Annotated in this window: 20 protein-coding genes; 3 read left to right on the top strand and 17 right to left on the bottom strand. The window is 64.7% G+C overall.

The genetic code is table 11. The annotated features are described in order from the left end of the window. Positions 1-36 precede the first annotated feature (36 nt). Entirely contained in the window at positions 37-723 is a 687-nt protein-coding gene (locus tag BRC58_10390) for a hypothetical protein (protein ID PSP15975.1), read from the bottom strand. 141 nt (positions 724-864) lie between these two features. Here BRC58_10390 and clpB point away from each other — a divergent pair, with 141 nt between their 5' ends. Next, positions 865-3,483 carry an ATP-dependent chaperone ClpB gene (clpB, locus tag BRC58_10385; GenBank protein PSP15974.1) on the top strand — a complete coding sequence of 873 codons (2,619 nt, stop codon included), beginning with the start codon at positions 865-867 and terminating at the stop codon, positions 3,481-3,483. 87 nt (positions 3,484-3,570) lie between these two features. On the opposite strand, the gene psaB is transcribed toward clpB, so the two are convergent. Both psaB and psaA read right to left on the bottom strand, forming a co-directional pair. Then, positions 3,571-5,784, bottom strand: coding sequence for a photosystem I core protein PsaB (psaB, locus tag BRC58_10380; GenBank protein ID PSP15973.1), 2,214 nt, complete (start codon positions 5,782-5,784; stop codon positions 3,571-3,573). A gap of 85 nt (positions 5,785-5,869) precedes the next feature. Next, positions 5,870-8,122, bottom strand: a complete 2,253-nt coding sequence (gene psaA / locus BRC58_10375; GenBank protein ID PSP15972.1) for a photosystem I core protein PsaA — start codon at positions 8,120-8,122, stop codon at positions 5,870-5,872. 368 nt (positions 8,123-8,490) lie between these two features. On the opposite strand from psaA, the gene BRC58_10370 reads away from it, so the two are divergent. Then, positions 8,491-9,654, top strand: a complete 1,164-nt coding sequence (locus BRC58_10370; protein PSP15971.1) for a hypothetical protein — start codon at positions 8,491-8,493, stop codon at positions 9,652-9,654. Positions 9,655-9,688: 34 nt separating this feature from the next. After that, positions 9,689-11,125: an NADP-dependent isocitrate dehydrogenase gene (locus BRC58_10365; GenBank protein ID PSP16031.1), complete on the top strand. Its 1,437-nt coding sequence runs from the start codon at positions 9,689-9,691 to the stop codon at positions 11,123-11,125. Here the strand turns inward: BRC58_10365 and BRC58_10360 are convergent. The 14 genes from BRC58_10360 to BRC58_10295 form a co-directional block, all read right to left on the bottom strand. Next, complete coding sequence (locus tag BRC58_10360; GenBank protein PSP15970.1) at positions 11,122-12,258, bottom strand: permease; 1,137 nt, start codon at positions 12,256-12,258, stop codon at positions 11,122-11,124. The genes BRC58_10365 and BRC58_10360 overlap by 4 nt on opposite strands. Before the next feature lie 47 nt (positions 12,259-12,305). Further along, complete coding sequence (gene lptB, locus BRC58_10355) at positions 12,306-13,034, bottom strand: LPS export ABC transporter ATP-binding protein (protein PSP15969.1); 729 nt, start codon at positions 13,032-13,034, stop codon at positions 12,306-12,308. A 34-nt stretch (positions 13,035-13,068) separates the two neighbouring features. Then, a complete protein-coding gene (locus BRC58_10350) occupies positions 13,069-13,455 on the bottom strand; it encodes an OstA family protein (protein PSP16030.1) in 387 nt (128 codons plus the stop codon). 133 nt (positions 13,456-13,588) lie between these two features. Further along, entirely contained in the window at positions 13,589-14,629 is a 1,041-nt protein-coding gene (locus tag BRC58_10345) for a GTPase ObgE (GenBank protein ID PSP15968.1), read from the bottom strand. A 9-nt stretch (positions 14,630-14,638) separates the two neighbouring features. Next, entirely contained in the window at positions 14,639-15,358 is a 720-nt protein-coding gene (locus BRC58_10340) for a nitrogenase (protein ID PSP15967.1), read from the bottom strand. Positions 15,359-15,497: 139 nt separating this feature from the next. Next, entirely contained in the window at positions 15,498-15,773 is a 276-nt protein-coding gene (locus BRC58_10335) for a hypothetical protein (GenBank protein PSP15966.1), read from the bottom strand. A 42-nt stretch (positions 15,774-15,815) separates the two neighbouring features. Beyond that, positions 15,816-16,565: an RNA methyltransferase gene (locus BRC58_10330; GenBank protein PSP16029.1), complete on the bottom strand. Its 750-nt coding sequence runs from the start codon at positions 16,563-16,565 to the stop codon at positions 15,816-15,818. 16 nt (positions 16,566-16,581) lie between these two features. Next, the gene (locus BRC58_10325) at positions 16,582-16,824 is read right to left on the bottom strand and encodes a hypothetical protein (GenBank protein ID PSP16028.1); all 243 of its coding nucleotides are present in this window, start codon (positions 16,822-16,824) and stop codon (positions 16,582-16,584) included. A gap of 23 nt (positions 16,825-16,847) precedes the next feature. Further along, complete coding sequence (locus BRC58_10320) at positions 16,848-17,753, bottom strand: 23S rRNA (guanosine(2251)-2'-O)-methyltransferase RlmB (protein PSP15965.1); 906 nt, start codon at positions 17,751-17,753, stop codon at positions 16,848-16,850. A gap of 11 nt (positions 17,754-17,764) precedes the next feature. Beyond that, complete coding sequence (locus BRC58_10315) at positions 17,765-18,193, bottom strand: Mini-ribonuclease 3 (GenBank protein PSP16027.1); 429 nt, start codon at positions 18,191-18,193, stop codon at positions 17,765-17,767. Between the two features lie 51 nt (positions 18,194-18,244). Further along, positions 18,245-18,610: an anti-sigma F factor antagonist gene (locus BRC58_10310; protein ID PSP15964.1), complete on the bottom strand. Its 366-nt coding sequence runs from the start codon at positions 18,608-18,610 to the stop codon at positions 18,245-18,247. Positions 18,611-18,670: 60 nt separating this feature from the next. Further along, positions 18,671-19,861 carry a carbamoyl phosphate synthase small subunit gene (locus BRC58_10305; GenBank protein ID PSP15963.1) on the bottom strand — a complete coding sequence of 397 codons (1,191 nt, stop codon included), beginning with the start codon at positions 19,859-19,861 and terminating at the stop codon, positions 18,671-18,673. A gap of 50 nt (positions 19,862-19,911) precedes the next feature. After that, a complete protein-coding gene (trpD, locus tag BRC58_10300; GenBank protein PSP15962.1) occupies positions 19,912-20,964 on the bottom strand; it encodes an anthranilate phosphoribosyltransferase in 1,053 nt (350 codons plus the stop codon). Between the two features lie 38 nt (positions 20,965-21,002). Then, a complete protein-coding gene (locus tag BRC58_10295) occupies positions 21,003-21,857 on the bottom strand; it encodes a protein-methionine-sulfoxide reductase catalytic subunit MsrP (protein ID PSP15961.1) in 855 nt (284 codons plus the stop codon). Positions 21,858-21,958: the final 101 nt, after the last annotated feature.

Raw genomic sequence — 21,958 nt, 5'->3', positions numbered from 1 at the left:
CCAACGAGCGGGCGCCTGCATTTTAACGGAGGATGCTCAGGTCAGCAGCAGCGCGATTAGCCCGCACAGGGCAATGCCATCGAACACCCCGGCACCGCCAATGCTGAGGACGCCGCCGCTAGCGTCGTTCAAATCCTTGAGGTGGAGCAGGTCCGCGCCCAACAGGGTGCCCAGGATGCCGCCGGCAAAGGCAACCGCCGAGGGATTGCTTACTGCCACAGGCGCTGCATCTTGCAGGATCAGCGCGGCCGCCGCCGCGGTTAGCGGCGCCAGCAGCGGGTTCATCTGAATGCCGATGCCGGGCACGACCTGGGCGGCAAAGTAGCTGACAGCCGTCACGAGCGCCGTCACGGCCAAAATGGCGGCGGCATTGGCTTGCTGCAGCTGGTAGAGCGCCAGCAGGGTGGGAATGAGGCCGCCGCCAACATTGAGCGCCACCACCATCGAGCGCTTGATCCGAGGCAGCGGGATGCCCCAGAACTGGCGCTGGAACAGCGCCGCGATGTCATCGACGAGCTCCACCTCAGCCTCTTTGCGGTAGAGCGGCAGGTTGATGGTGCTGCCCAGCACGATCGCCAGCAGCAGCGGCACGGCCACCTCGGGGGCAAAGCCCAACTTGGTCGCTGCGATGCGGACGATGTCGATGGCCAGCGCCGCCCACAGTAGCGGCACCAAAACCAGCAGCAGCAGGAACAGCAGCGACGAAACTGGCAGATAGATCATCGGGCCATCGAGGAACGGAAAACCCTACTGCCCCAGTAGGGCTCGCAGGCCAGAAACTGGGCTGGCGGCTCACTAAAATTAAAGCAAACCCAACCAGTCGCAGCGACCCATTGGGCAGCCAGCCGTTAGGAGGGATCCGGTATGCAACCCACCAACCCCAATCAGTTCACCGAAAAAGCTTGGGAAGTCATCGCCAGCGTCCCCGAGCTGGCCAAGCAAAACCGCCACCAACAAATCGAGACTGAGCACCTGTTCAAATCGCTGCTTGAGCAGCGAGGGTTGGCCGCCAGCATTTTCGATAAGGCTGGCGTTGAGATTGATCGGTTGCACGAGCGCACCGATGCCTTTATCAAGCGCCAGCCCCAGGTCTCCAACGTGGAAGGCTCGGTGTATTTGGGCAAAAGCCTGGACGCGCTGCTGGACCGGGCCGAGCAGCAGCGCCAGGCTTGGGGCGATGACTACATCTCCGTCGAACATTTGGTTCTAGCCTATGCCCAGGACGAGCGCTTCGGCAAGTCGCTGCTGTCGGACCTGGGCCTGCAGGAGAGCCACCTGCAGCAAGCTATCCAGCAGATCCGCGGTTCCCAGCGCGTGAGCGATCCCAACCCCGAAGGCAAGTACGAAGCGCTGGAGAAATACGGCCGCGACCTGACCGAGTGGGCGCAGCAAGGCAAGCTCGATCCGGTCATCGGGCGCGATGACGAAATCCGCCGCACGGTGCAGATCCTCTCGCGCCGCACCAAAAACAACCCTGTGCTGATGGGCGAGCCCGGGGTGGGCAAAACGGCCATTGTCGAGGGGCTGGCCCAGCGCATCGTCAACGGCGACGTCCCCGAATCCCTGCGCGATCGCCAAGTGATCGCGCTGGATATGGGCGCGCTGGTGGCGGGTGCCAAGTACCGCGGCGAGTTTGAGGAGCGCCTCAAAGCGGTCCTCAACGAGATTAAAGACTCCGAAGGGCAGATCGTTACCTTTATTGACGAGATCCACACCGTGGTGGGCGCAGGCGCCACCGACGGCGCCATGGATGCCAGCAACCTGCTCAAGCCCATGCTGGCGCGCGGGGAGCTGCGCTGCATCGGCGCCTCGACCCTGGATGAGTACCGCAAGTACATCGAAAAAGACGCCGCGCTGGAGCGGCGCTTCCAGGGCGTTTATGTTGATGAGCCCAGCGTGGCGGACACCATCTCCATCCTGCGCGGACTCAAAGAGCGCTACGAGGTCCACCACGGCGTCAAGATCGCCGACACGGCGCTGGTCTCGGCGGCGACGCTCTCCGATCGCTACATCAGTGATCGCTACCTGCCCGATAAAGCCATCGACCTCACCGACGAGGCAGCCGCCAAGCTCAAAATGGAGATCACCTCCAAACCCGAAGAGCTGGATGAAATCGAGCGCAAGATCCTGCAGCGCGAGATGGAGCGGCTCTCGCTGCAGAAAGAGAGCGATTCGGCCTCCCAGGAGCGCCTCGAGACCCTGGATCGCGAACTGGCCGATCTCAAAGAGCAGCAAAACCAGCTCAAGGCGCAATGGGAGTCGGAGAAAGAAGTCATCGACGAGCTGCAGTCCATCAAAGAAACGATGGACCAGGTCAATCTCGAGATCCAGCAGGCCGAGCGCGCCTACGACCTCAACCGCGCCGCTGAGCTGCGCTACGGGCGCATGAACGAGCTGCAGCAGCAGCGCGAGGCGGCCGAGGCCAAGCTCGAGCAGATGCAGCGCTCGGGCAGCACGCTGCTGCGCGAGGAGGTCACCGAGGCCGACATTGCCGAGACCGTCTCCAAATGGACCGGCATTCCCATCAGCAAGCTCATGGCCTCGGAGAAAGAAAAGCTGCTGTACCTAGAAAACGAGCTGCACCAGCGCGTGGTGGGCCAAGACGAGGCCGTGCGCTCGGTCGCCGAGGCCATCCAGCGCTCGCGCTCGGGCTTGGCCGATCCCAACTGCCCCACGGCCAGCTTCATCTTCCTAGGCCCCACTGGGGTGGGCAAGACCGAGCTGGCCAAAGCCCTGGCCGAGAACCTGTTCGATACCGAGAGCGCGCTGGTGCGCCTGGATATGTCCGAGTACATGGAGAAGCACTCCATGTCGCGCCTGATCGGGGCGCCGCCGGGCTACGTGGGCTACGAGGAAGGCGGCCAGCTGACCGAGCCCATCCGGCGCCGGCCCTACTCGGTGATCCTGTTCGACGAGATCGAGAAAGCGCACTACGACGTTTTCAACATCCTGCTGCAGGTACTCGATGACGGCCGGCTGACCGACGGCCAGGGCCGGGTGGTGGACTTTCGCAACACCATCATCATCATGACCAGCAACATCGGCTCGCAGCTGATCCTGGATGTGGCCGGCGATGAGAGCCGCTACGAGGAGATGTGCACTCGCGTGCTGGAGGCCATGCAGGAGCAGTTCCGGCCCGAGTTCCTCAACCGCATCGATGAGACGATCATCTTCCGGGCGCTGAGCCAAGCGCAACTGCGCCAGATCGTCCGGCTGCAGGTACAGCAGCTGGAGCAGCGCCTGCAGGAGCAAAAGCTCTCGCTGCGCCTCTCGGAGGGGGCACTGGACTTTCTGGCCGAGGCGGGCTTTGACCCGGTCTACGGCGCTCGCCCGCTGCGGCGGGCCGTGCGGCGCCACCTCGAGACCAGTATCGCCCAGGGCATCCTGCGCGGCGACTACCACGACGGCGACACCATCTACATCGATGTCGAGGCCGAGCGGCTGACCTTTAAGCGGCTCTCGGTGGAGATGCTGGCCTCCTAATCCCCGCCCAATCCCCGAGATCGCGAAAGGCCCCCTGCCAGAAGGCAGGGGGCCTTTTTGGGGAGCGCGACGGTCAGGCAAGCGGCGCTAGCCGAACTTGCTGGCCGTCGAGGCGATCAGGAAGGCGGCGTAGGTCAGGATGTAGCCGACGGTGAAGTGGGCCAACCCGACCAGGCGGCCTTGAACGATGGACATGGCCACGGGCTTGTCCTTCCAGCGGACGAGATTGGCCAGCGGCGTCCGCTCGTGCGCCCAGACCAGCGTCTCGATCAGCTCCTGCCAGTAGCCCCGCCAGGAGATCAGGAACATAAAGCCCGTCGCCCAGATGAGGTGGCCCAGCAGGAACATCCACGCCCAGACCGAGAGGTTGTTCATGCCAAAGGCGTTGTAGCCGTTGATGAGCTGGGCGGAGTTGAGCCAGAGGTAGTCGCGCAGCCACCCCATCAGGTAAGTGGAGCTCTCGTTGAACTGCGCGACGTTGCCCTGCCAGACGCCCAAGTGCTTCCAGTGCCAGTAGAAGGTCACCCAGGCGATGGTGTTCAGCATCCAGAACATGGCCAGATAGAAGGCGTCCCAGGCCGAGATGTCGCAAGTGCCACCGCGGCCGGGGCCATCGCAGGGGAAGCTGTAGCCGAAGTCTTTCTTGTCCGGCATCAGCTTCGAGCCGCGGGCGTCTAGGGCGCCTTTGACCAGGATCAGGGTCGTGGTGTGCAGGCCCAGGGCAATGGCGTGGTGGACCAGGAAGTCACCGGGCCCGATGTTCAAAAACAGCGAGTTATTGCCGCTGTTGATGGCCTCCAGCCAGCCCGGCAACCAGGCACCGCCGGCGTTGGCAGCGATGCTGTCGGGGTTGGATAGCAACGTCTCCATCCCGTAGAGGGCTTTGCCGTGGGCGCTCTGGATGAACTGGGCAAAAACCGGCTCGATCAGGATTTGCTTTTCGGGGGTGCCAAAGGCCACCACCACATCGTTGTGCACGTACAGGCCCAGGGTGTGGAACCCGAGAAACAGCGACACCCACGACAGGTGGGAGATGATGGCTTCTTTATGCTGCAGCACCCGATCCAGCACGTTGCCTTTGTTCTGCTCGGGATCGTAGTCGCGGACCATGAAGATGGCCCCGTGGGCAAAGGCCCCCACCATCAAAAAGCCCGCAATGTACTGGTGGTGGGTGTAGAGCGCCGCCTGGGTGGTGTAGTCCCGCGCCAGGAAGGCGTAAGGCGGCAGCGAGTACATGTGCTGGGCCACCAGCGAGGCGGCCGTCCCCACTGCCGCTAGCGCGAGCGCCAGCTGGAAGTGCAGGGAATTGTTGATGGTGTCGTAGAGGCCCTGGTGCGGCAGGTTGAACTGCCCCTGCACGTTGCGACCGAAAAAGGTCTTGGCATTGAGCATCTCTTTAATGCTGTGCCCGATGCCAAAGTTGGTCCGGTACATGTGGCCGGCGATGATGAATATGACCGCGATCGCCAAGTGGTGGTGGGCCATATCCGTCAGCCACAGGGATTCGGTCTGGGGATGGAAGCCGCCCAAAAAGGTCAGGATGGCCGAGCCGGCCCCTTCCGAGGTGCCAAAAACGTGCTCGGCCGTGTCCGGGTTTTGGGCGTAAACGCCCCAGTTACCGGTAAAGAACGGGGCCAATCCCTCCGGGTGCGGCTTGACCGAGAGGAAGTTGTCCCAGCCCACGTGCTGCCCGCGGGACTCGGGAATGGCCACGTGCACCAGGTGCCCGGCCCAGGCCAGCGAACTAACGCCGAACAAGCCGGCTAGGTGGTGGTTGAGGCGGTGCTCGGCGCTTTTGAACCAGGACAGGCTGGGCCGGAACTTGGGCTGCAGGTGCAGCCAACCGGCAAACAGGAAGACGGCCGATAGCAGCAGCAAAAAGACAGCGCCCTGGTAGAGGTCGCTGTTGGCCGTCATGCCGATGGTATAGAACCAGTGATAGACCCCGGAATAAGCGATGTTAACCGGGTTGGACGCGCCCGCTTGCGTGAAGGCATCCACGGCGGGCTCGCCAAAGTGAGGGTCCCAAACCGCGTGGGCGATGGGACTGACATTGAGCGGATCTTGGATCCAGCGCTCGAAGTTTCCTTGCCAGGCAACGTGGAAAAGCGTACCCGAGGTCCACAGGAAAATGATGGCCAGATGGCCGAAGTGGGAAGCAAAAATCTTTTGATAAAGATTTTCCTCCGTCATGCCATCGTGGCTTTCAAAGTCGTGGGCCGTGGCAATTCCGTACCAGATCCGGCGTGTTGTCGGATCTTGAGCGAGGTCCTGGCTAAATTTGGGGAATTTGGTAGCCATAGGCTAAAAACTCTCCTCGCTGCAACGACTCGTTCGGAGGCAGCGATTCGCGGGCCGGCGCTCAGCCCGCGAATCGCCATCGCATCTATCCCTGCGCCAGGATGCGGGCGAGGAAGAACGCCCACGTCGTCACGATGCCACCCAGCAGGTAGTGGGCGACACCCACAGCGCGCCCCTGAATGATGCTGAGGCCGCGGGGCTGGATGGCGGGCGCCACCTTGAGCTTGTTGTGGGCCCAAACGATGGACTCGATTAGCTCCTGCCAGTAGCCGCGGCCGCTGAACAGGAACATCAAGCTGAAGGCCCAGACAAAGTGGGCGCCCAGAAACAGCAGCCCGTAAGCAGACAGGGCCGAGCCGTAAGAGTTGATCACCTCGGTGGATTGCGCCCAGAGAAAGTCGCGCAACCAGCCGTTGATGGTGATGGCCCCGCTGGCAAAGTTGCCCGAGGTGATGTGAGACACCGAGCCGTCCTGGGCCACCGTGCCCCAAACATCGGACTGCATCTTCCAGCTGAAGTGAAAGATGACGATGGAGAGGGCGTTGTACATCCAGAACAGTCCCAAAAAGACGTGGTCCCAACCTGAGACCTGGCAGGTCCCGCCGCGGCCGGGGCCGTCGCAGGGGAAGCGGAAGCCCAGCTCGGATTTATCCGGAATCAGGCGCGAGTTGCGGGCGAACAGCACGCCCTTGAGCAGAATCAGGACGGTGACGTGGATGGTGAAGGCGTGGATGTGGTGCACCATAAAGTCAGCCGTGCCCAGCTCGATGGGCATCATGGCGACTTTGCCACCGACCTCAACCACGCCACCGCCAAAGGCAACGCTGGCCGGCTCGGTTGCGGTGGGGGCGGTACCGCCCGGTGCCGCTGTATGGAGGTTTTGGATCCACTGAGCAAAAACGGGCTGCAGCTGGATGGCCGAGTCCGAGAACAGGTCCTGGGGTCGGCCCAGGGCCCGCATGGTGTCGTTGTGAACGTAGAGGCCAAAGCTGTGGAAGCCCAAAAAGACGCAGACCCAGTTGAGATGGGAGATGATGGCGTCGCGGTGGCGCAGGACGCGATCAAGCACGTTATTGACGTGATTGGCAGGGTCGTAGTCCCGCGTCATGAAGATGGCGCCGTGCGCGGCTGCCCCCACGATCAAAAAGGCACCAATCCACATGTGGTGGGTAAACAGCGATAGCTGCGTGGCGTAATCGGTCGCCATGTAGGGATAGGGGGGCATGGCGTACATGTGCTGAGCCACGATCACAGTCACCGAGCCCAACATGGCCAGGTTGATGGCCAGCTGGGCGTGCCAGGACTGGGTCAGCGTTTCGTAGAGGCCCTTGTGGCCTTCCCCGGTCAGGGGGCCTTTGTGGGACTCCAGAATTTGCTTGATGCTGTGACCGATGCCCCAGTTGGTGCGGTACATGTGGCCCGCAATGATGAACAGGACCGCGATCGCCAGGTGGTGGTGAGCGGTATCGGTCAGCCACAGTCCCCCCGTTTGGGGATTGAGGCCGCCTTTGAAGGTCAAAAAGTCGGCGTACTCGCCCCAATTGAGGGTAAAGAAGGGTCGCAGCCCCTGCTCGAAGCTGGGGAACAACTCCGCCATCCGCTCGTTATCGAACAAGAACTTGTGCGGCAGCGGAATCTCATCGGCCGGTACGCCCGAGTTCAGCATTTTGTTGACCGGCAGGGCCACATGGATTTGGTGGCCTGCCCAACTCAGCGACCCCAGGCCGAGCAGCCCGGCGAGGTGGTGGTTCAGCATCGACTCCACGTTCTGGAACCATTCCAGCTTGGGAGCCCGCTTGTGGTAGTGGAACCAGCCGGCAAACAGCATCAGCGCGGCCATGACGAGCGCGCCGATGGCCGTGCAGTAGAGCTGGAAGGTGTCAGTGAAGCCAGCGGCCCGCCACAAGTAAAAGAAGCCAGAGGTGATCTGGATGCCTTGGAAGCCACCGCCAACATCGGCGTTGAGGATGTCTTGCCCCACCACGGGCCAGACCACTTGTGCGCTGGGATCGATGTTGGTGGGATCGCTCAACCAAGCTTCGTAATTGGAAAAGCGAGCGCCATGGAAGTACATGCCGCTCAGCCAAATGAAGATCACCGCCAGGTGACCGAAGTGAGCGCTAAAGATTTTGCGCGAAACTTCTTCCAGATTGCCTTGGGTGTCGAAATCGTGAACGTTTGCGTGCAGGTTCCAAATCCAGGTGGTGGTTTTGGGACCCTTGGACAGGGACCGGTCGAACCAACCCGGTTTGGCGAACTTCTCGGTTGAAGTTGGAACCGGGTCTTTATCGACTTGTACCCTGACTTTTTCCTCTTGCTCGGGAGGACTGTTAGTCATAAGGCTCTTCTCTCCAGACAGTGAAACCCATTGCCATCGGGAATCCGACCAAACCCGCGCAAGCTAGCCAAGGCTGTTAGGCACAGCTAGCGATTGCCACTCGCGCGTGCAGCTAGGTTGCCTTATTTGCCAATCATAGAGGGCGGTCGCAGCGCTGTAGAGGCGCTGTAACAATATTTAAGACCCCCAAACGCTTGACGAGCGCCTGCCCCTGGTTGCCTTGGCGTTGCCCCTGGACTGGCATGCAGTCCCGATAAGTTTACAAAATTTAACGCCCCAGTCCCGCTTGGGGCAGCGCGCTTGTGGCCCCTCCCGAGCGGTCCGCAGGCGTGCAACAATAGCGCCTGTCGCCCGAGCGGAGAAGCGCGTTGACCGCGATCGCCATCCGGCCGCTGCTGCGGCGGGGCTTGCCTTACTTGCTGGCGCTGGTACTGGGCTGGGCAACGCTGGGATGCGCCGAGAGCGATGCCCGCGCCCCGGGAAGTGAGCCCGAGGCTAGCACGCCGCCGCCCGCCGAGGCCGAGCCCGCGATTGCTGAGGTGGCGCCGCCCGCAGCCATCCGAGAGCTACGCCGGCAGCTGGCCGCTCGGCAGCCGCAGGTAACCATTACCGCCCCTGAGCCGGGCCGGACGCTGCAGGAGCCGCGGCTGGCGCTGCGGGTCCGGGTGCAAGACTGGCCGCTGTTTGCCGATCCGGAATGGGGCTTGGGGCCGCACCTGCACGTCGCGCTTGATGGGCGACCCTACCGCACGGTCTACGACACCAGCGACCCGATTGTTTTTGCGGATCTGGCCGGGGGCAGCCACACGGTACGCGCCTTCGCTGCCTACCCCTGGCACGAGAGCGCCAAAAACGAGGGGGCCTACGCCCAGACCCGCTTCCACGTCTTTACCGACACGGGCGAGCGCATGCCCGATCCCGACCGGCCGCAGCTGACCTACAACCTGCCGCAAGGGCAGTACGGCGCCGAGCCTATCTTGCTGGATTGGCACCTCAGCGGCCTCGAGCCATCGGCGGCTGGCAACCCGTCCGAGTGGCAGCTGCAGGTGACCCTCAATGGCGAGCGCTTTCGCCTCCAGCGGTGGATGCCTGTTTACTTGAGCGGCTTGCGCCCGGGCCAGAACTGGATCCGCCTGCAGCTGCTGGATGGGGCGGGCGAGCCCGTTGCCAATGCCTTTAACGATACAGTGCGCGGCTTTGCTTACCAACCGGGCGGCCAGGACGCACTCTCGCGCCTCAAGCGCGGCGACCTTTCGCCAGCGCAAGCGCGCCGCCTGATCGATCCCCATGCCCGCCCGCCGAGCGAGCCTGAGCAAGCAACCGGCTCGCCCCAGTCCGCTGCAGAGGACGCCCAACAGCCGCCCGCCGAGCGCACTCAGCCCGAACCGAGCGAGGCCGAGGAGGCATCCCCGCCGCCAGCGGCATCGGGTAAGGCAGCCGAGGAGCAGGCAAACGGGGAAAACTCGCCTCAAAAGGTGCCAGCGCCCGAGGACACCGAGGCTACCGGATCGGCTCCTGAGGGCGACCCGTAACGCGCTCAGCCATTTTGGCCACTGCCCGATGACGATGTACGACAAGATTGAACCGCCAACCACCGGGAGCCGCATTCGCTACCAGGACGGTCAACCGGTGGTACCGGATGAGCCCATCATCCCCTTCATTCGCGGTGATGGCATTGGTGCCGACATTTGGCCGGCCACCCAGCGGGTGCTGGATGCGGCCGTGGCGGCTGCCTACGGGGATCGGCGCCGGATTCGCTGGTTCCAGGTTTTTGCCGGCAGCGAAGCCTGCGATCGCTACGGCGCCCAGCAGCACCTACCGGCCGATACCCGCAACGCCATCCGCGACTGCGGCATCGCCATTAAAGGACCGCTCGCGACGCCCGTAGGCGGCGGCATCCGCTCGCTCAACGTGGCCCTGCGGCAGCAAAACGATCTCTACGCCTGCGTCCGCCCGTCGCGCCACTACCCGGGGGTCCCTTCGCCCCACAAGTACCCGGAGCGGCTGGATGCCATTGTCTATCGCGAAAACACCGAAGACCTCTACCTGGGCGTCGAATGGGCCCAGGGCAGTGAAGTTGGCAGCGAGCTCATCCGCCAGCTCAACGAGAGCCTCATTCCGGCCACAGCCGAGCAACAAGGCTTGCAGATCCCGCCTGATGCTGGCATCGGCATCAAGCCCATTAGCAAAACCGGCTCCCAACGCCTGGTCCGCCGCGCCATCCGGCACGCGCAGCAGCTGCCCCCCGGCAAGCGCACCGTCACCCTGGTGCACAAAGGCAACATCATGAAATACACCGAGGGAGCCTTTCGCGACTGGGGCTACGAACTGGCCACCACTGAGTTTCGCCACGCCTGCGTCACCGAGCGCGAGTCCTGGATCTTGGGCAACCAGGAGGCGGATCCCGAGCTGTCAGTGGCGGGCAACGCCCGCCAGCTCGAGCCGGGCTTTGACGTGCTCCCGGCCCAGCAGCGCGATGCCTGCGCTCGCGAAGTCCGAGCGGTGCTGGATGCCATTGGCGAAACCCACGGGGGCGGCCAGTGGCGCGATAAGGTCCTGGTCAACGATCGCATTGCCGATAGCGCCTTCCAGCAGATCCAGACCCGCCCCGAGGCCTACTCCATTTTGGCCACGACCAACCTCAACGGCGACTACCTCTCGGACGCGGCAACTGCCCTGGTTGGCGGCCTAGGCATGGGGCCTGGCGCCAACATTGGCGATCGCTGCGCCATCTTTGAGGCCACCCACGGCACGGCCCCGCGGCACGCCGGGCGCGATCGCGCCAATCCCAGCTCGCTGATTCTCTCAGGGGCCATGATGCTGGAGTTTTTGGGCTGGCAGGAGGCCGCTAATGCCATCCATCGCGGCGTGGGCAGCGCCATTGCCGCCCGCGAGGTCACCTACGATTTGGCCCGCCTGATGGAGCCGCCGGTGGAACCGCCGCTGTCGTGCTCGGCGTTTGCCGAGGCGATTGCGGGGCACTTTGAGGCAGGGAACGGCTAGCGAGCGGCCCGAAGCAGCAAGTAGCCGCCGCTGCTCAGGCCCAGCAAGTTGGGCACCCAGCCCCCTAGCAGCGGCGGAATCGTCCCCACCTGCGCCATGGCGCCAGTTAGCGAAAAGACGACATAGTAGCCAAACACCACCAGGATGCTGATGCCGAAGCTAGTGCCTCGGCCGGCGTGCGGCGGCTTGACGCCCAAGGCAGCGCCCAAAAAACCAAAAATGAGGCAGGCAAAGGGCAGCGATACTTTCTGGTGGATGCGCACGCGCAGCTTGCGCAGCTCGCGCTCGCTGCCGTGCCCGCGCAGCGTTTGCAAGCGCTCGCGGGCCTGCGCCCAGCTCATCTCGTCGGCATCGCGATCCGTTTGGGCCAACTTGAGCGGCGTCTTGGGCAGATCCAGCGCTTGGTGCTCGAAGCGAACGATGTTGCGAAACGACTCATCGGCGGCAATCAGGTAGTTGGTGCCGTTGTAAAAATCCCAGCGGTTCTGGGCGGGATTCCAGGTGGCGGATTGGGCGGAGACGATTTGGCGCACCGACTGTTGGGAGCGATCGAGGACCGTCAGCCCGCGCATGCGCTCGCCGTCGAAGCGCTCGGCATAAAACAGGCGCGATAGCACTTTGCCCTGCCCGCCATCCCCCACCTCGCGGTATTGAGCAAACAGGATGTTGCGCTTTTGGAGCCCCGGATCCTCGCGATCGAGCGCGCGCTCCAGCGTGGTGGAGGCTTGCTGGTTGGCCGCCGGGACGATCAGCTCGTTAAACAGAAACGTCAATCCGGTCACGATCAGGCCCAAGGCAATAGCCGGCGCAATCAGGCGAACCGTGCCGATGCCAATGCTGCGCATGGCCACGAGCTCGCTATCGCTGCTCAGGCGGCTGTAGGCCATCAAGCTAGCCAGCAGCGTGGCCATGGGGAAGGCATAGGCCACAAACTGCGGCACCCTGAGCAGCAGAACTTCGGCGGCAACTTGCCACGGCAGCCCCGAATCGGTAACGCGGCGCACCAGCTCGAACAGGCTGCCCACCGAGATGCCGATGGCAGCAAACAGGCCAATGCCGAATAAAAACGGCAGCAGGAGTTCTCGTAGCAGGTAACGGTCTAGCACGGAAGGCCCTAATGGCTTGCGTGACAGCGGCGATGGCAGGCCCGCCGCAAGGCGCTACCGGGGAGAAAGCCCCACTAGGGTTGGAAGCTCTCGCCCAGGTAATACTGCCGCACGAGGGGGTTGCGATAGAGCTCGCTGGCCGTGCCGGCTGCCAAAACCTCGCCGCTTTTGAGGATGTAGGCCCGATCGACGATAGCGAGCGTCTCGCGCACGTTGTGATCGGTGAGCAGCATGCCAATGCCGCGCTCGCGCAACCGCGTGATCGTGGCTTGCAGCTCGGTTACCGCAATGGGATCCACCCCCGCAAACGGTTCGTCCAGCAGCAAAAACCTCGGCCCCCGGCGGTCCGTTGCCAGGGCGCGCGCCAGCTCGGTGCGCCGCCGCTCGCCGCCCGAGACCTGCGTGCTCTGGCGCCGGGCGATCGCCGCCAAATCGAATTCGGCTAGCAACTCGTGCAAGCGCTCGCGCCGCTCGGAACGGGGCACTCGGCTGTGCTCGAGGGCCAAGCGCAGGTTATCGCCCACGCTCATGTGGCGGAAAATGCTGGGCTGCTGCGGCAGGTAACCGATGCCCAACCGCGAGCGTCGCTCTAGCGGTAGGGGCGTAATATTGCGCGCCCCCAACCAGACGCTACCGACATCGGGTTTGACCAGGCCAGTAGCGGTGTAAAACGTGGTAGTCTTGCCCGCCCCATTAGGACCCAGCAAGCCCACAATCTCGCCCGGCGAGACACTCAGATCGACACCGCCAACGACCGTGTGCCGGCCGTAGCGCTTGCGGACATCTTTCAGAACGACAGTCAAGCTGGCGGAGGGAACGGCGTTCGCGCAGCGGCGGTTACTGCTGAGCTTGCGACTGCTTGGGCAAAACGTAAGTGGCTTGCACTTGCTGCTTCTGGGCCGATTCGGCCACCAAGTGATCGCGATCAACCGAGTACGTGACGCGCTCGGCGCGCAAGCTGTTGCCCTCTTGCAGGACGTAGACGCCGCCGCTCAGAACCAGGCGCCGCTTGTCGCGGTAGTATTTGGCCTGCGCCGCTGTTGCCTGGATGTCGCGTGCTGGGTAGGCAATCCGAACGTTGCCTTCGGCCGTAATGACTCCAGTTTGGGAATTGGCGCGCTGGGTGTCCGCGCGGATGGTCAGGGCCGATTCGTTGCCGCCATTGCTGGTTTGGGTGCGTCCCGCCCCTGGCAGCGCCGCAACAGTTACGATGCCGGCCAGCAAGGCTGGGGCCCATCGCCAGCGAGGCTGGCGGTGGTGGCGGGGAAACTGGGCAACGGTCATGGGTAAAAAAGGTGAGGGAAACGGGCAAAGCCTCGAGCTATCCCCATCAGTGTAGCTGCGGGATAGCCTCTCTCTACCAAGACGCCTGAGGCAGCGCAACGTTCCCAGCCCCCGCAGGTGCTGCCGGGTCGGCCAGGGCGGCTTGCACGGACGCCAGCAATGCCTCCAAACCGGCGCCGCTGACTGCCGAGATGCAATGGATGGGCGCTTCGGTGCGCTCGGATAGCGCTTGGGCGATGGCGGATTGCATGGCCGAATCGAGGGCATCGGCTTTGGTGAGGGCAATGGCGCTCGCTCGCCGCGCGAGCTGCGGCTGGTACGCGGCCAGCTCGGCTCGCAGTGTTTTGAAATCGGCAATGGGATCGGGCGCGGTCATATCGATGGCGTGAACCAGCGCCCGCGTGCGCTCGATGTGGCGCAGAAAGTCATGGCCCAGACCCACGCCGGCATGCGCGCCCGCGATCAGCCCCGGAATATCGGCCCAGACCGCGCTATCCCCACCGGGATGGCGGACGACGCCCAGATTGGGCGCAAGCGTCGTAAACGGGTAATCGGCAATTTTGGGCCGGGCTTGCGATAGCGCGGCAATGAGGGTGGATTTGCCGGCGTTGGGCAGGCCCACCACCCCCACATCGGCCAGCAGCTTGAGCTCGAGCGCCAAGCGCCGCCTCTGGCCGGCACCGCCGGCGCGGGCCCGTTCGGGAGCACGATTGTGATTGCTCAAGTAGCGGCGGTTGCCCCAACCGCCGCGGCCGCCGCGCGCGACCGTTAGCGTTTGCCCGGGCGCGACCAGATCGCCTAAGCGCTCGCCTGTCTCGGCGTCGTAGGCGACTGTCCCGCAGGGAACGGCAATATGCCGGTCCGCCCCGCTGGCCCCGGTGCGATTTTTGGGGCCGCCTCGCTGGCCGCTGGCTGCCCTAAAGCTGGGCGAATATTGAAAGTCCAGCAGCGTTTGCAGGTTCTCGCTTGCCACCAGCGCGATCGCGCCGCCGTCGCCACCGCTGCCACCGGAGGGGCCACCGGCCGGCACGTATTTTTCGCGGTGAAAGGCCACGAGGCCGTCCCCGCCGCGGCCGGCTTCGACCTCGATTGTGGCGCGATCGACCAACGCCATAGGGCGCTCCTAGACGTATTGCGAGACGTCCTCGCCGCACTCATCGGCCAGGTAAGACAGGGCGCGAAAGCGCAGATCGACCAACTGCTCGTAGAGCGGGTTGAGCTTGCACAGCGGCGGGATGCGCACGATCTTGTACCCAAAGAGCTTAATTTCGCGCTCGAACGGGCACTGCGCCGGGATCATTCTACAAATAAAGCGCGCCAGGCGCGGATCGCGCACCTCGACTCCTTGCAACCATTCCTTGACCGGTTGCAGCAGATCCGTGTGGGGATAGGCGCTGCCATCGGATTGCTGCGATGCCGAAGCGGCACGAACGTCACCGCCACTAGCGGTGTCGTTTCCATCGCTGAGCGTTCGCTCCAGCGATTTGAGCGCCTCCAGCTCCAAACCCAGCGCTTGCGCGAAGGCATTCAGCAGCTGGGACTCGGCCGGGGTATAGAGCCCGTCGGCGATCGCCACCATCACGGCCGTGCGCATGAAATTCTCGGCGGTGGCGCGATCACCGCCCAGGACTTGGGCTAGTTCGGCCGGTTCGATGCGCTCTAGCTCGCCTAACTCTACCGTGGGTGCCAGCTCCTGTTGCGCGATGCGGCCGATCGCTTCCCGCTCGTCCGGGCTGAAATCGCCATCGGCCCAAGCAACCGCCAGCAGGCCGCGCAACCAGGTTGCGATTTGGGCGTCGGTATAGAAGGTCGCCGCCGTCGAGCGCGATTGAGTCCCTTTCATGGTCGAACCTGACAACTAACGGCACTCGGGAGTAGGCGCACCGCTCGCCTCCGCGACTCGAGCCTGCGCAAGGCGGGGGCGAGCGGTGCCTATTTAATAAGTGTAACGATCTTATTAAGATTCGTAAACTACTTGCCGCTTAGCGCGCGCGATCGCCGCTTCCTGCAGCCTCGGGGATTGCCTGCGAGTCGGTTGCCTCGCGCGCGGGTACAGCGATCGACAAGATCGTCCCGGCGATCGCGCTCAGGCCCATCCCCAGAACGAGCAGGCGGATGGCCCATCGCAGCACTCGCACGCTGGCAGCCGGCTGGGGCTGGTTGCTGTTGCGGCGGTGCTGTCGGGGGTGGCGGCGCTCGGATCGCGGCGCCGCTCGGGAGCGGTCGGCCGTGCGGCGTGATCGCGATGGCTTGCCCATGGACCGCAACTCCTTGCCGGTACTGCCAGACCGACCGCCACTCTAGCTGCTAGGGCCGCTGCCGGCAGAGGGGGGCTGCGAGATGGCCCATTCGGTTTGGCGCAGGGTACCGCGCAGCAAGGCGAGCTCCTCGCGCGTCAAACGCGCTCGGTTGTAGAGGCGCCGCAGCTTGAGCATGCGCGCTGGCGCCGTGTGCGGCGCCAAGTGCCCGATCTGCAGTAAAACCGACTCGAGGTGTTGGTAGTAGGCCTCGAGTTCCTCTAGCGGTGCCGCCTCGCCCTGAGGCGCCGGGATTGCGTCGCGAGCGGCCGGGGCTGGCGAACGGCGGGCCTGATAGAGCTCGTAGGCACAGACGGTAACGGCTGCGGCCAGGTTGAGCGAGGGATAGTCGGGGTTGCTGGGGATGGCGACAAAGCGCTGGGCGCAGTTGAGCTCGGCATTGCTCAAACCGCGCTCCTCGGGGCCAAAAACCAAAGCCGAGGGCGCCTCCAAAAGCCACGGCAGCGCCTCGCGCGGCGACTCCAGCGGCGCGTGGAACTGCCGGGGGCGAGCGGTTGTGGCGATCGCGCGCTGGCAGCCCTGCAGCGCTTGGGGCAAGCTGGTTGCCTGCCGGGCCTGCGCCAGGATGTCGCTGGCATGGACGGCCATGCGTTGGGCCGCTTGAGCTTTCGGATCGCAGTGCGGGTTGACCAGCACCAACTCGCGCAGGGCCATGTTTTTCATGGCGCGCGCGATGGCCCCGAGGTTGAGCGCACCGCTGGGCTCAACCAGCACGATTCGCGGTGTAGACAGCTCGCTCGGCACGGCGCTAGGACGGAGCCGATTCCTGCAGTTGCGTCAGCTGTTGGGGCCGGCAGCGCATGATCGTCGCGCTAACGATGCGGGCCCCTTCGGCCTCCAGGTCTTCAACGTAGCCAGGCTGCCAGCGCGCTGCCGCCCGGCGGCACAAAAACGGCCCGAAGTAGTAGGTGCAGTTCGGGCGCTCGGTGACAATGGCGACCCAGGCAGCGCAACCGAGCGCTTGCAATCCATCGATTAGGGCTTCTTGCAGGGAGCTGGCCCTAGCGCTGGTGCTCATGCCGAGCTGCCTCCGGCGGCATCGATGATGGGACGGCGGGCGCGGCGCTGGCGCTCGATCTCGTATAGGGCCACTGCGGCGGCTGCCGAGGCATTGAGGCTGGCGGTCTGCCCGATCAGCGGAACCGAGACCAGCACGTCGCAGCGGCGCTGCACCAGCAAGCTCAGGCCCTGGGCCTCAGAGCCGATCGCCAGTGCGATGGGGCGGTCGAACTCGGCTTGCTCCAGCGAATGGCGGCCGCCCTCAGCCGTTCCGTAAATCCAAAACCCGCTCGCTTTGAGCTGGTCCAGCGTGCGGGCAATGTTAGCCACCCGCGCCACGCTAATGCGCTCGAGCGCCCCGGCTGCGACTTTCATGGCCGTTGCCGTAATGGCGCTGGCGCGCCGCTTGGGCAAGACCAACCCTGCTGCGCCGAAGGCCTCTGCCGAGCGGGCAATCGCGCCCAAGTTGTGGGGATCGGTAATGCCGTCGCAGACCACCAGCGTGGCGCGATCACGTCGGGCCAGCGCCTGCTCGGTCAAGACCGCCAAATCGCAGTAGGCATAGGGCGAGACCTGCGCCGCGACCCCCTGGTGGTTGCCGCCTTTGACGATGCGATCCAAGCGGTGCGGCGGCACCTCCTCAATGGCTGCCCCGCGGCCCTTGGCCCGATCGAGCAGCGCGTGGAACGGCGCGCTGTAGCGCAAGCGCGGGGCGATCCAGATGCGATTGAGAGGCCGCTCGCTCTCCAAGGTCGCCAGCACGGTACGGCGGCCGTAGACGAGCTCCTCGGCGGCGCCATCCGGCTCCGGCTCGGCACTGCGCTTGGGCTTGGCCCGGTTGCTGGGAGGCGCTCCCTTGCGGTTGGGGCGCTCTCGGGCAGATTTGCGCTTGCGGGGCGCTGGTGTCGATCGCTCGCTCATGATGGCTACAGTTACTGCGACTCACCGCGATCGCGCTCTAGCAACGCTAGCAGCTGGCTCAAGCGTTGCGGGTCTTGCAGGAACAAATAGCCCATCAGCGCCTCCAGCCCAGTCGCGCGCTGGTAAACGCGGCGCGACAGCCGTCGGGGCCGGCCCGAGCTGGCATTGCGGCCGCGCTGCACCAGGGTGCGCTCGGCCTCGGTGAGGTGCGGCTCCAGCCAGTCCAGTTGGCGCGCCTGGTGCTCGGCCCGCACCTCGGCCACTACGTGCTGATGGTAGGTTTCGAGGCGCTTGGGCGGTAGTAGGTGACGGGCGCGAACGTGGGTTTCGTAAACGGCATCCCCCAAGTAGGCTAGGGCCGCTGGTGAGGCCCGCTCGAGCTGCGATAGCGCCTGCGGCGCTGCCCCCAGAACGCGCAAGCGCGCGGCAGCGTGCCCCAGATCGGCGTCGGCATCGGGCGCTCGGTCGCTCACCTGCGCTTGCCCCCAATGCTACGCCCCCACCTGCTCGAGCGCTTCATCCAGCGATGAGCGCAGCGATAGGAAGTTTTCCAAGCGGACGAGCTTCACCGTTTGCGTCACGCGGGCGTTGGTCACGATCTGCAGGGTACCGCCCACGTTCTGGACTTTTTTGACCAGCTGCACCAGGGCGCCGATGCCGGAGCTATCGATAAAGTCGATCTGCGAGAGGTCCAAAATCAGGTTGGGAGGGCCTTGCTCGAAATAGTTGCCGATTGTGGTGCGCAGCGCCGACTCGGAGAACGCATCCATTAGCCCGGTCAACCGGAAGATCTGGCAGTTCTCGCGGGCCTCTCGGGTCCCGCGCAGGCTGACCGTTAAAGCAAGCGGCTCAGGAATGGTGGCCTCCCTCCAAGCAGTTGATGGCGATTTTGAGTCAAGGCTCTATGCTAGCGCACCTCAGGTACCGAGCTGGGCTTCCGCTTGCGGGCCTGATCGGGCGCGCTGCAATCGCATCAGGGCGACAAAGCGCTCGAACAGGTAGTCGGCATCGTGGGGGCCGGGGCTGGCCTCCGGGTGGTACTGCACCGAGAACACCGGCAGGGATTTGTGGCGCAGGCCTGCCACCGTGCGGTCGTTGAGATTGCGGTGGGTAATCTCGATGTCATCGCGCCCCTGCAGCGAGTCAGCCGCGATGGCAAAGCCGTGGTTCTGGCTGGTGATCTCGACCTGCTGCGGCCGCCCGGCGGGCTGGTTGAGGCCGCGGTGGCCGAATTTGAGTTTGAAACTCTTGCCCCCCAACGACAATCCCAAAAGCTGATGTCCCATGCAGATGCCAAAGGTGGGGCAACCACCTTGATAGAGCTCGCGAGCGGTTTCGATGGTCTCGGTGACGGTTGCCGGATCGCCGGGGCCGTTGCTGAGGAACAGGCCATCCGGTTGGTAGCTGCGGATGGTCTGGGCTGGGGTATCGGCCGGCACGACAATGATGCGGCAGCCGTAGCTGGCCAGGCGACGCAGTTGGTTGCGCTTGAGGCCCAGATCGAGCGCTACGACCGTCAGCGGCTCGCTATCGCTGCCCCCTGCGGCCGGGCGGAACTCCCAGACCGGATCGCTGGGATCGGACCACTCGTAGATATGGGGCGTCGTGACCTCCCAAACCAAGTTGAGCCCCGCCATATCGGGGGCTTGCCGCACCTGCTGCAGCAAGTGCTCGGGGTCGCGGATCTCGGTGGAGATGCCGCCGTTCATGGCCCCCAACGATCGGATCCGGCGGACGATCGCGCGCGTATCGACCCCGTAGATCCCCGGAATGCCGTGCTGCTGCAGGTAGTTAGGAAGGGTATCGCGGGCGCGCCAGCTGCTGGGGGCGTAGCAGACGTTGCGCGCGATCGCGCCGCGCGCTTGGGGCCCGGCCGACTCGTCATCTTCGGGGGTGACGCCGGTGTTGCCCAGCTCAGGATAGGTAAAGGTGACGATTTGGCCGCGGTAGCTGGGGTCGGTAAGCACCTCCTGATAGCCGGTCATGCCCGTATTAAAAACCACCTCGCCCACGATCGTGCCGGGTGCGCCGAACGAGCGCCCCCAATACGTGCTGCCATCGGCCAGGACCAGCAGGGCAGGTGGGGCCTCTAGGGCAGAAAGCGACATGGGCGGTACGCCAGCATCGAACCGCTCTCCAATCTAGCAGCCCGCCGATCTCAGCGGCCCAAGAACTGCGCCAGGGCCTCCAGCTTGGCCCAACCTGCCCCGCTCTGGAGCACCTCGCGGGCGCAGTCTAGCCCGGCCTGGTGGGCCTCAAGCGGGACGATGCTGGCAACCTGCAGGGCTAGGGCGGCATTGAGCGCGACGGCATCCTGCTGGGCCTGCGTCCCGTGCCCCTGCAGGACCTGGCGCAAAATCCGGGCGTTCTCGGCCAGGTCGCCGCCGCGCAGGGCCGCGGTGGGGGCGGGCGCGAGCCCCAGCTGCTGCGGCTCGAGCTGGGCCTGCCAAACGCGCCCGCCGCTGGCAACGGCCAGATCGCTGCCGGCGGCCAGCCCGGCTTCATCCAGCCCTTCGCGCCCGTGCAGGGCGATGGCGCGATCGGCGCCCAACTGCTGCAGGGCCTGCGCCACAGTTTCAACCAGCTGCGAATCGGCGACGCCCACAACCTGACCGCTGGGGCACCACGGGTTGACCAGCGGCCCGAGCAGGTTGAACGCTGTCCGCACCCCCAGCGTGCGCCGCAGCGGCGCGACCTGCTTGAGGGCGGGGTGCCAGTGGGGGGCAAACGCAAAGGCAATGCCCACTTCCTCCAGGGCCGCCTGGCTGCGCTCGGCGGAGGCAGCCAAATCGATGCCCAGCTGCTCTAGCACGTCAGCCGAGCCAACGCGGCTTGAGGCCGAGCGGTTGCCGTGCTTGGCCACGCGGGCACCGGCAGCAGCCGCGACAAAGGCCACGGCCGTGGAGATGTTGAAGGTGGCCGCCCCATCGCCGCCGGTACCGCAGGTATCGATTAGAGGGGTGGCCAGCTCGCGGCTGCCGCCAGCGGATTGGGCCTGCAGCACTTGCGCCATGCCTGCCAGTTCTGCTGCCGAGATCCCCTTGAGTTCCAAGGCTGCCAGGATGGCACCTGAGAGCGACGGCGGAATAGCATCCTGCAACCACCCGCTCATGAGCTGGGCGGCTTGCGCCTGGGACAGCGACTGGCGCGCCAGCAACTGCTGCAGCAGCGCGGGCCAATCGGCGGTTGCGGTAGACGGCGAGGCTGTCATGCGGGGGCGGCGTCACCTCGGGCTAGCGAAGGCTCCCCTCAACGATACAGCTCGGCCACCCAGTCGGCATAGCCGTTGTAGAGCTGCGTGTCGCGCATCTCCCAGGAGAGCTCGGGGCCATGGGCAATGAATTTTTCGGTGGCTTGCGACCAGCGCGGGTGGGGCACGTTGGGGTTGACGTTGGCTTGGAAGCCGTACTCGTCGGGCGCCACCGTATGCCAGAACGTTGCCGGCTGGGTTGAGGTGAACTCGATGCCAACGATGGATTTGGCGCCTTTGAACCCGTACTTCCAAGGCAGTACTGCCCGCAGCGGGGCGCCGTGCTGCTTGGGCAGCGCGTGGCCGTAGATGCCGATGGCGAAAAAGGCCAGTTCGTTGGCCATTTCGTCCAGGCGCAGCGCTTCGGTGTAGGGCCAGGGCCGCGAGCCCAACTGAAACGTGGGGCCGGGCATGCGATCGCTGTCATAGAGAGAGGTGAAGCGGACGTAGCGCGCCCGCGCAGTGGGCTTAACATCGGCCAGGAGCGCACGCATGGGGAAGCCGATCCAGGGCAGCACCATGGACCAGGCTTCGACGCAGCGGAAGCGGTAGATGCGCTCCTCCAGGCGGAAGCGGCGCTTGAGATCGTCGAGGTCGTAGGTGCGCGGCGTTTTGACTTCCCCGCCCACGCTGACCTGCCAACCTTGGGTGGGGAGCTTTTGGGCCTGGGGCCAGATGGATTTGCCGCCGCCGAACTCGTAGAAGTTGTTGTACTGGCCGGCCAGGATCTCGTCGGTGGTGGGGCGATCTAGGTTTTGGAAAGCAGGCGGGGCCTTCTGGGCCGACAGGGGCGGCTGCTGCAGGGTCGAGCGCAGCTCCGCGTCATCCCACTTTTCATAAACTATGCACTTTATTAAACGTCCGGACCGCCCGGCGAATGAAGCTCCGGCTGGTCAGCGAACGAATCTCTCGGTTCGAGAGACTCTCTAGCTGGCGGAACAGCCACTGCTGCAAC

Source organism: Cyanobacteria bacterium QS_8_64_29 (assembly GCA_003022125.1).
In the GTDB taxonomy this organism is placed as follows: Bacteria; Cyanobacteriota; Cyanobacteriia; order Cyanobacteriales; family Rubidibacteraceae; genus QS-8-64-29.
This window is presented reverse-complemented; position numbering and strand designations above follow the sequence as displayed.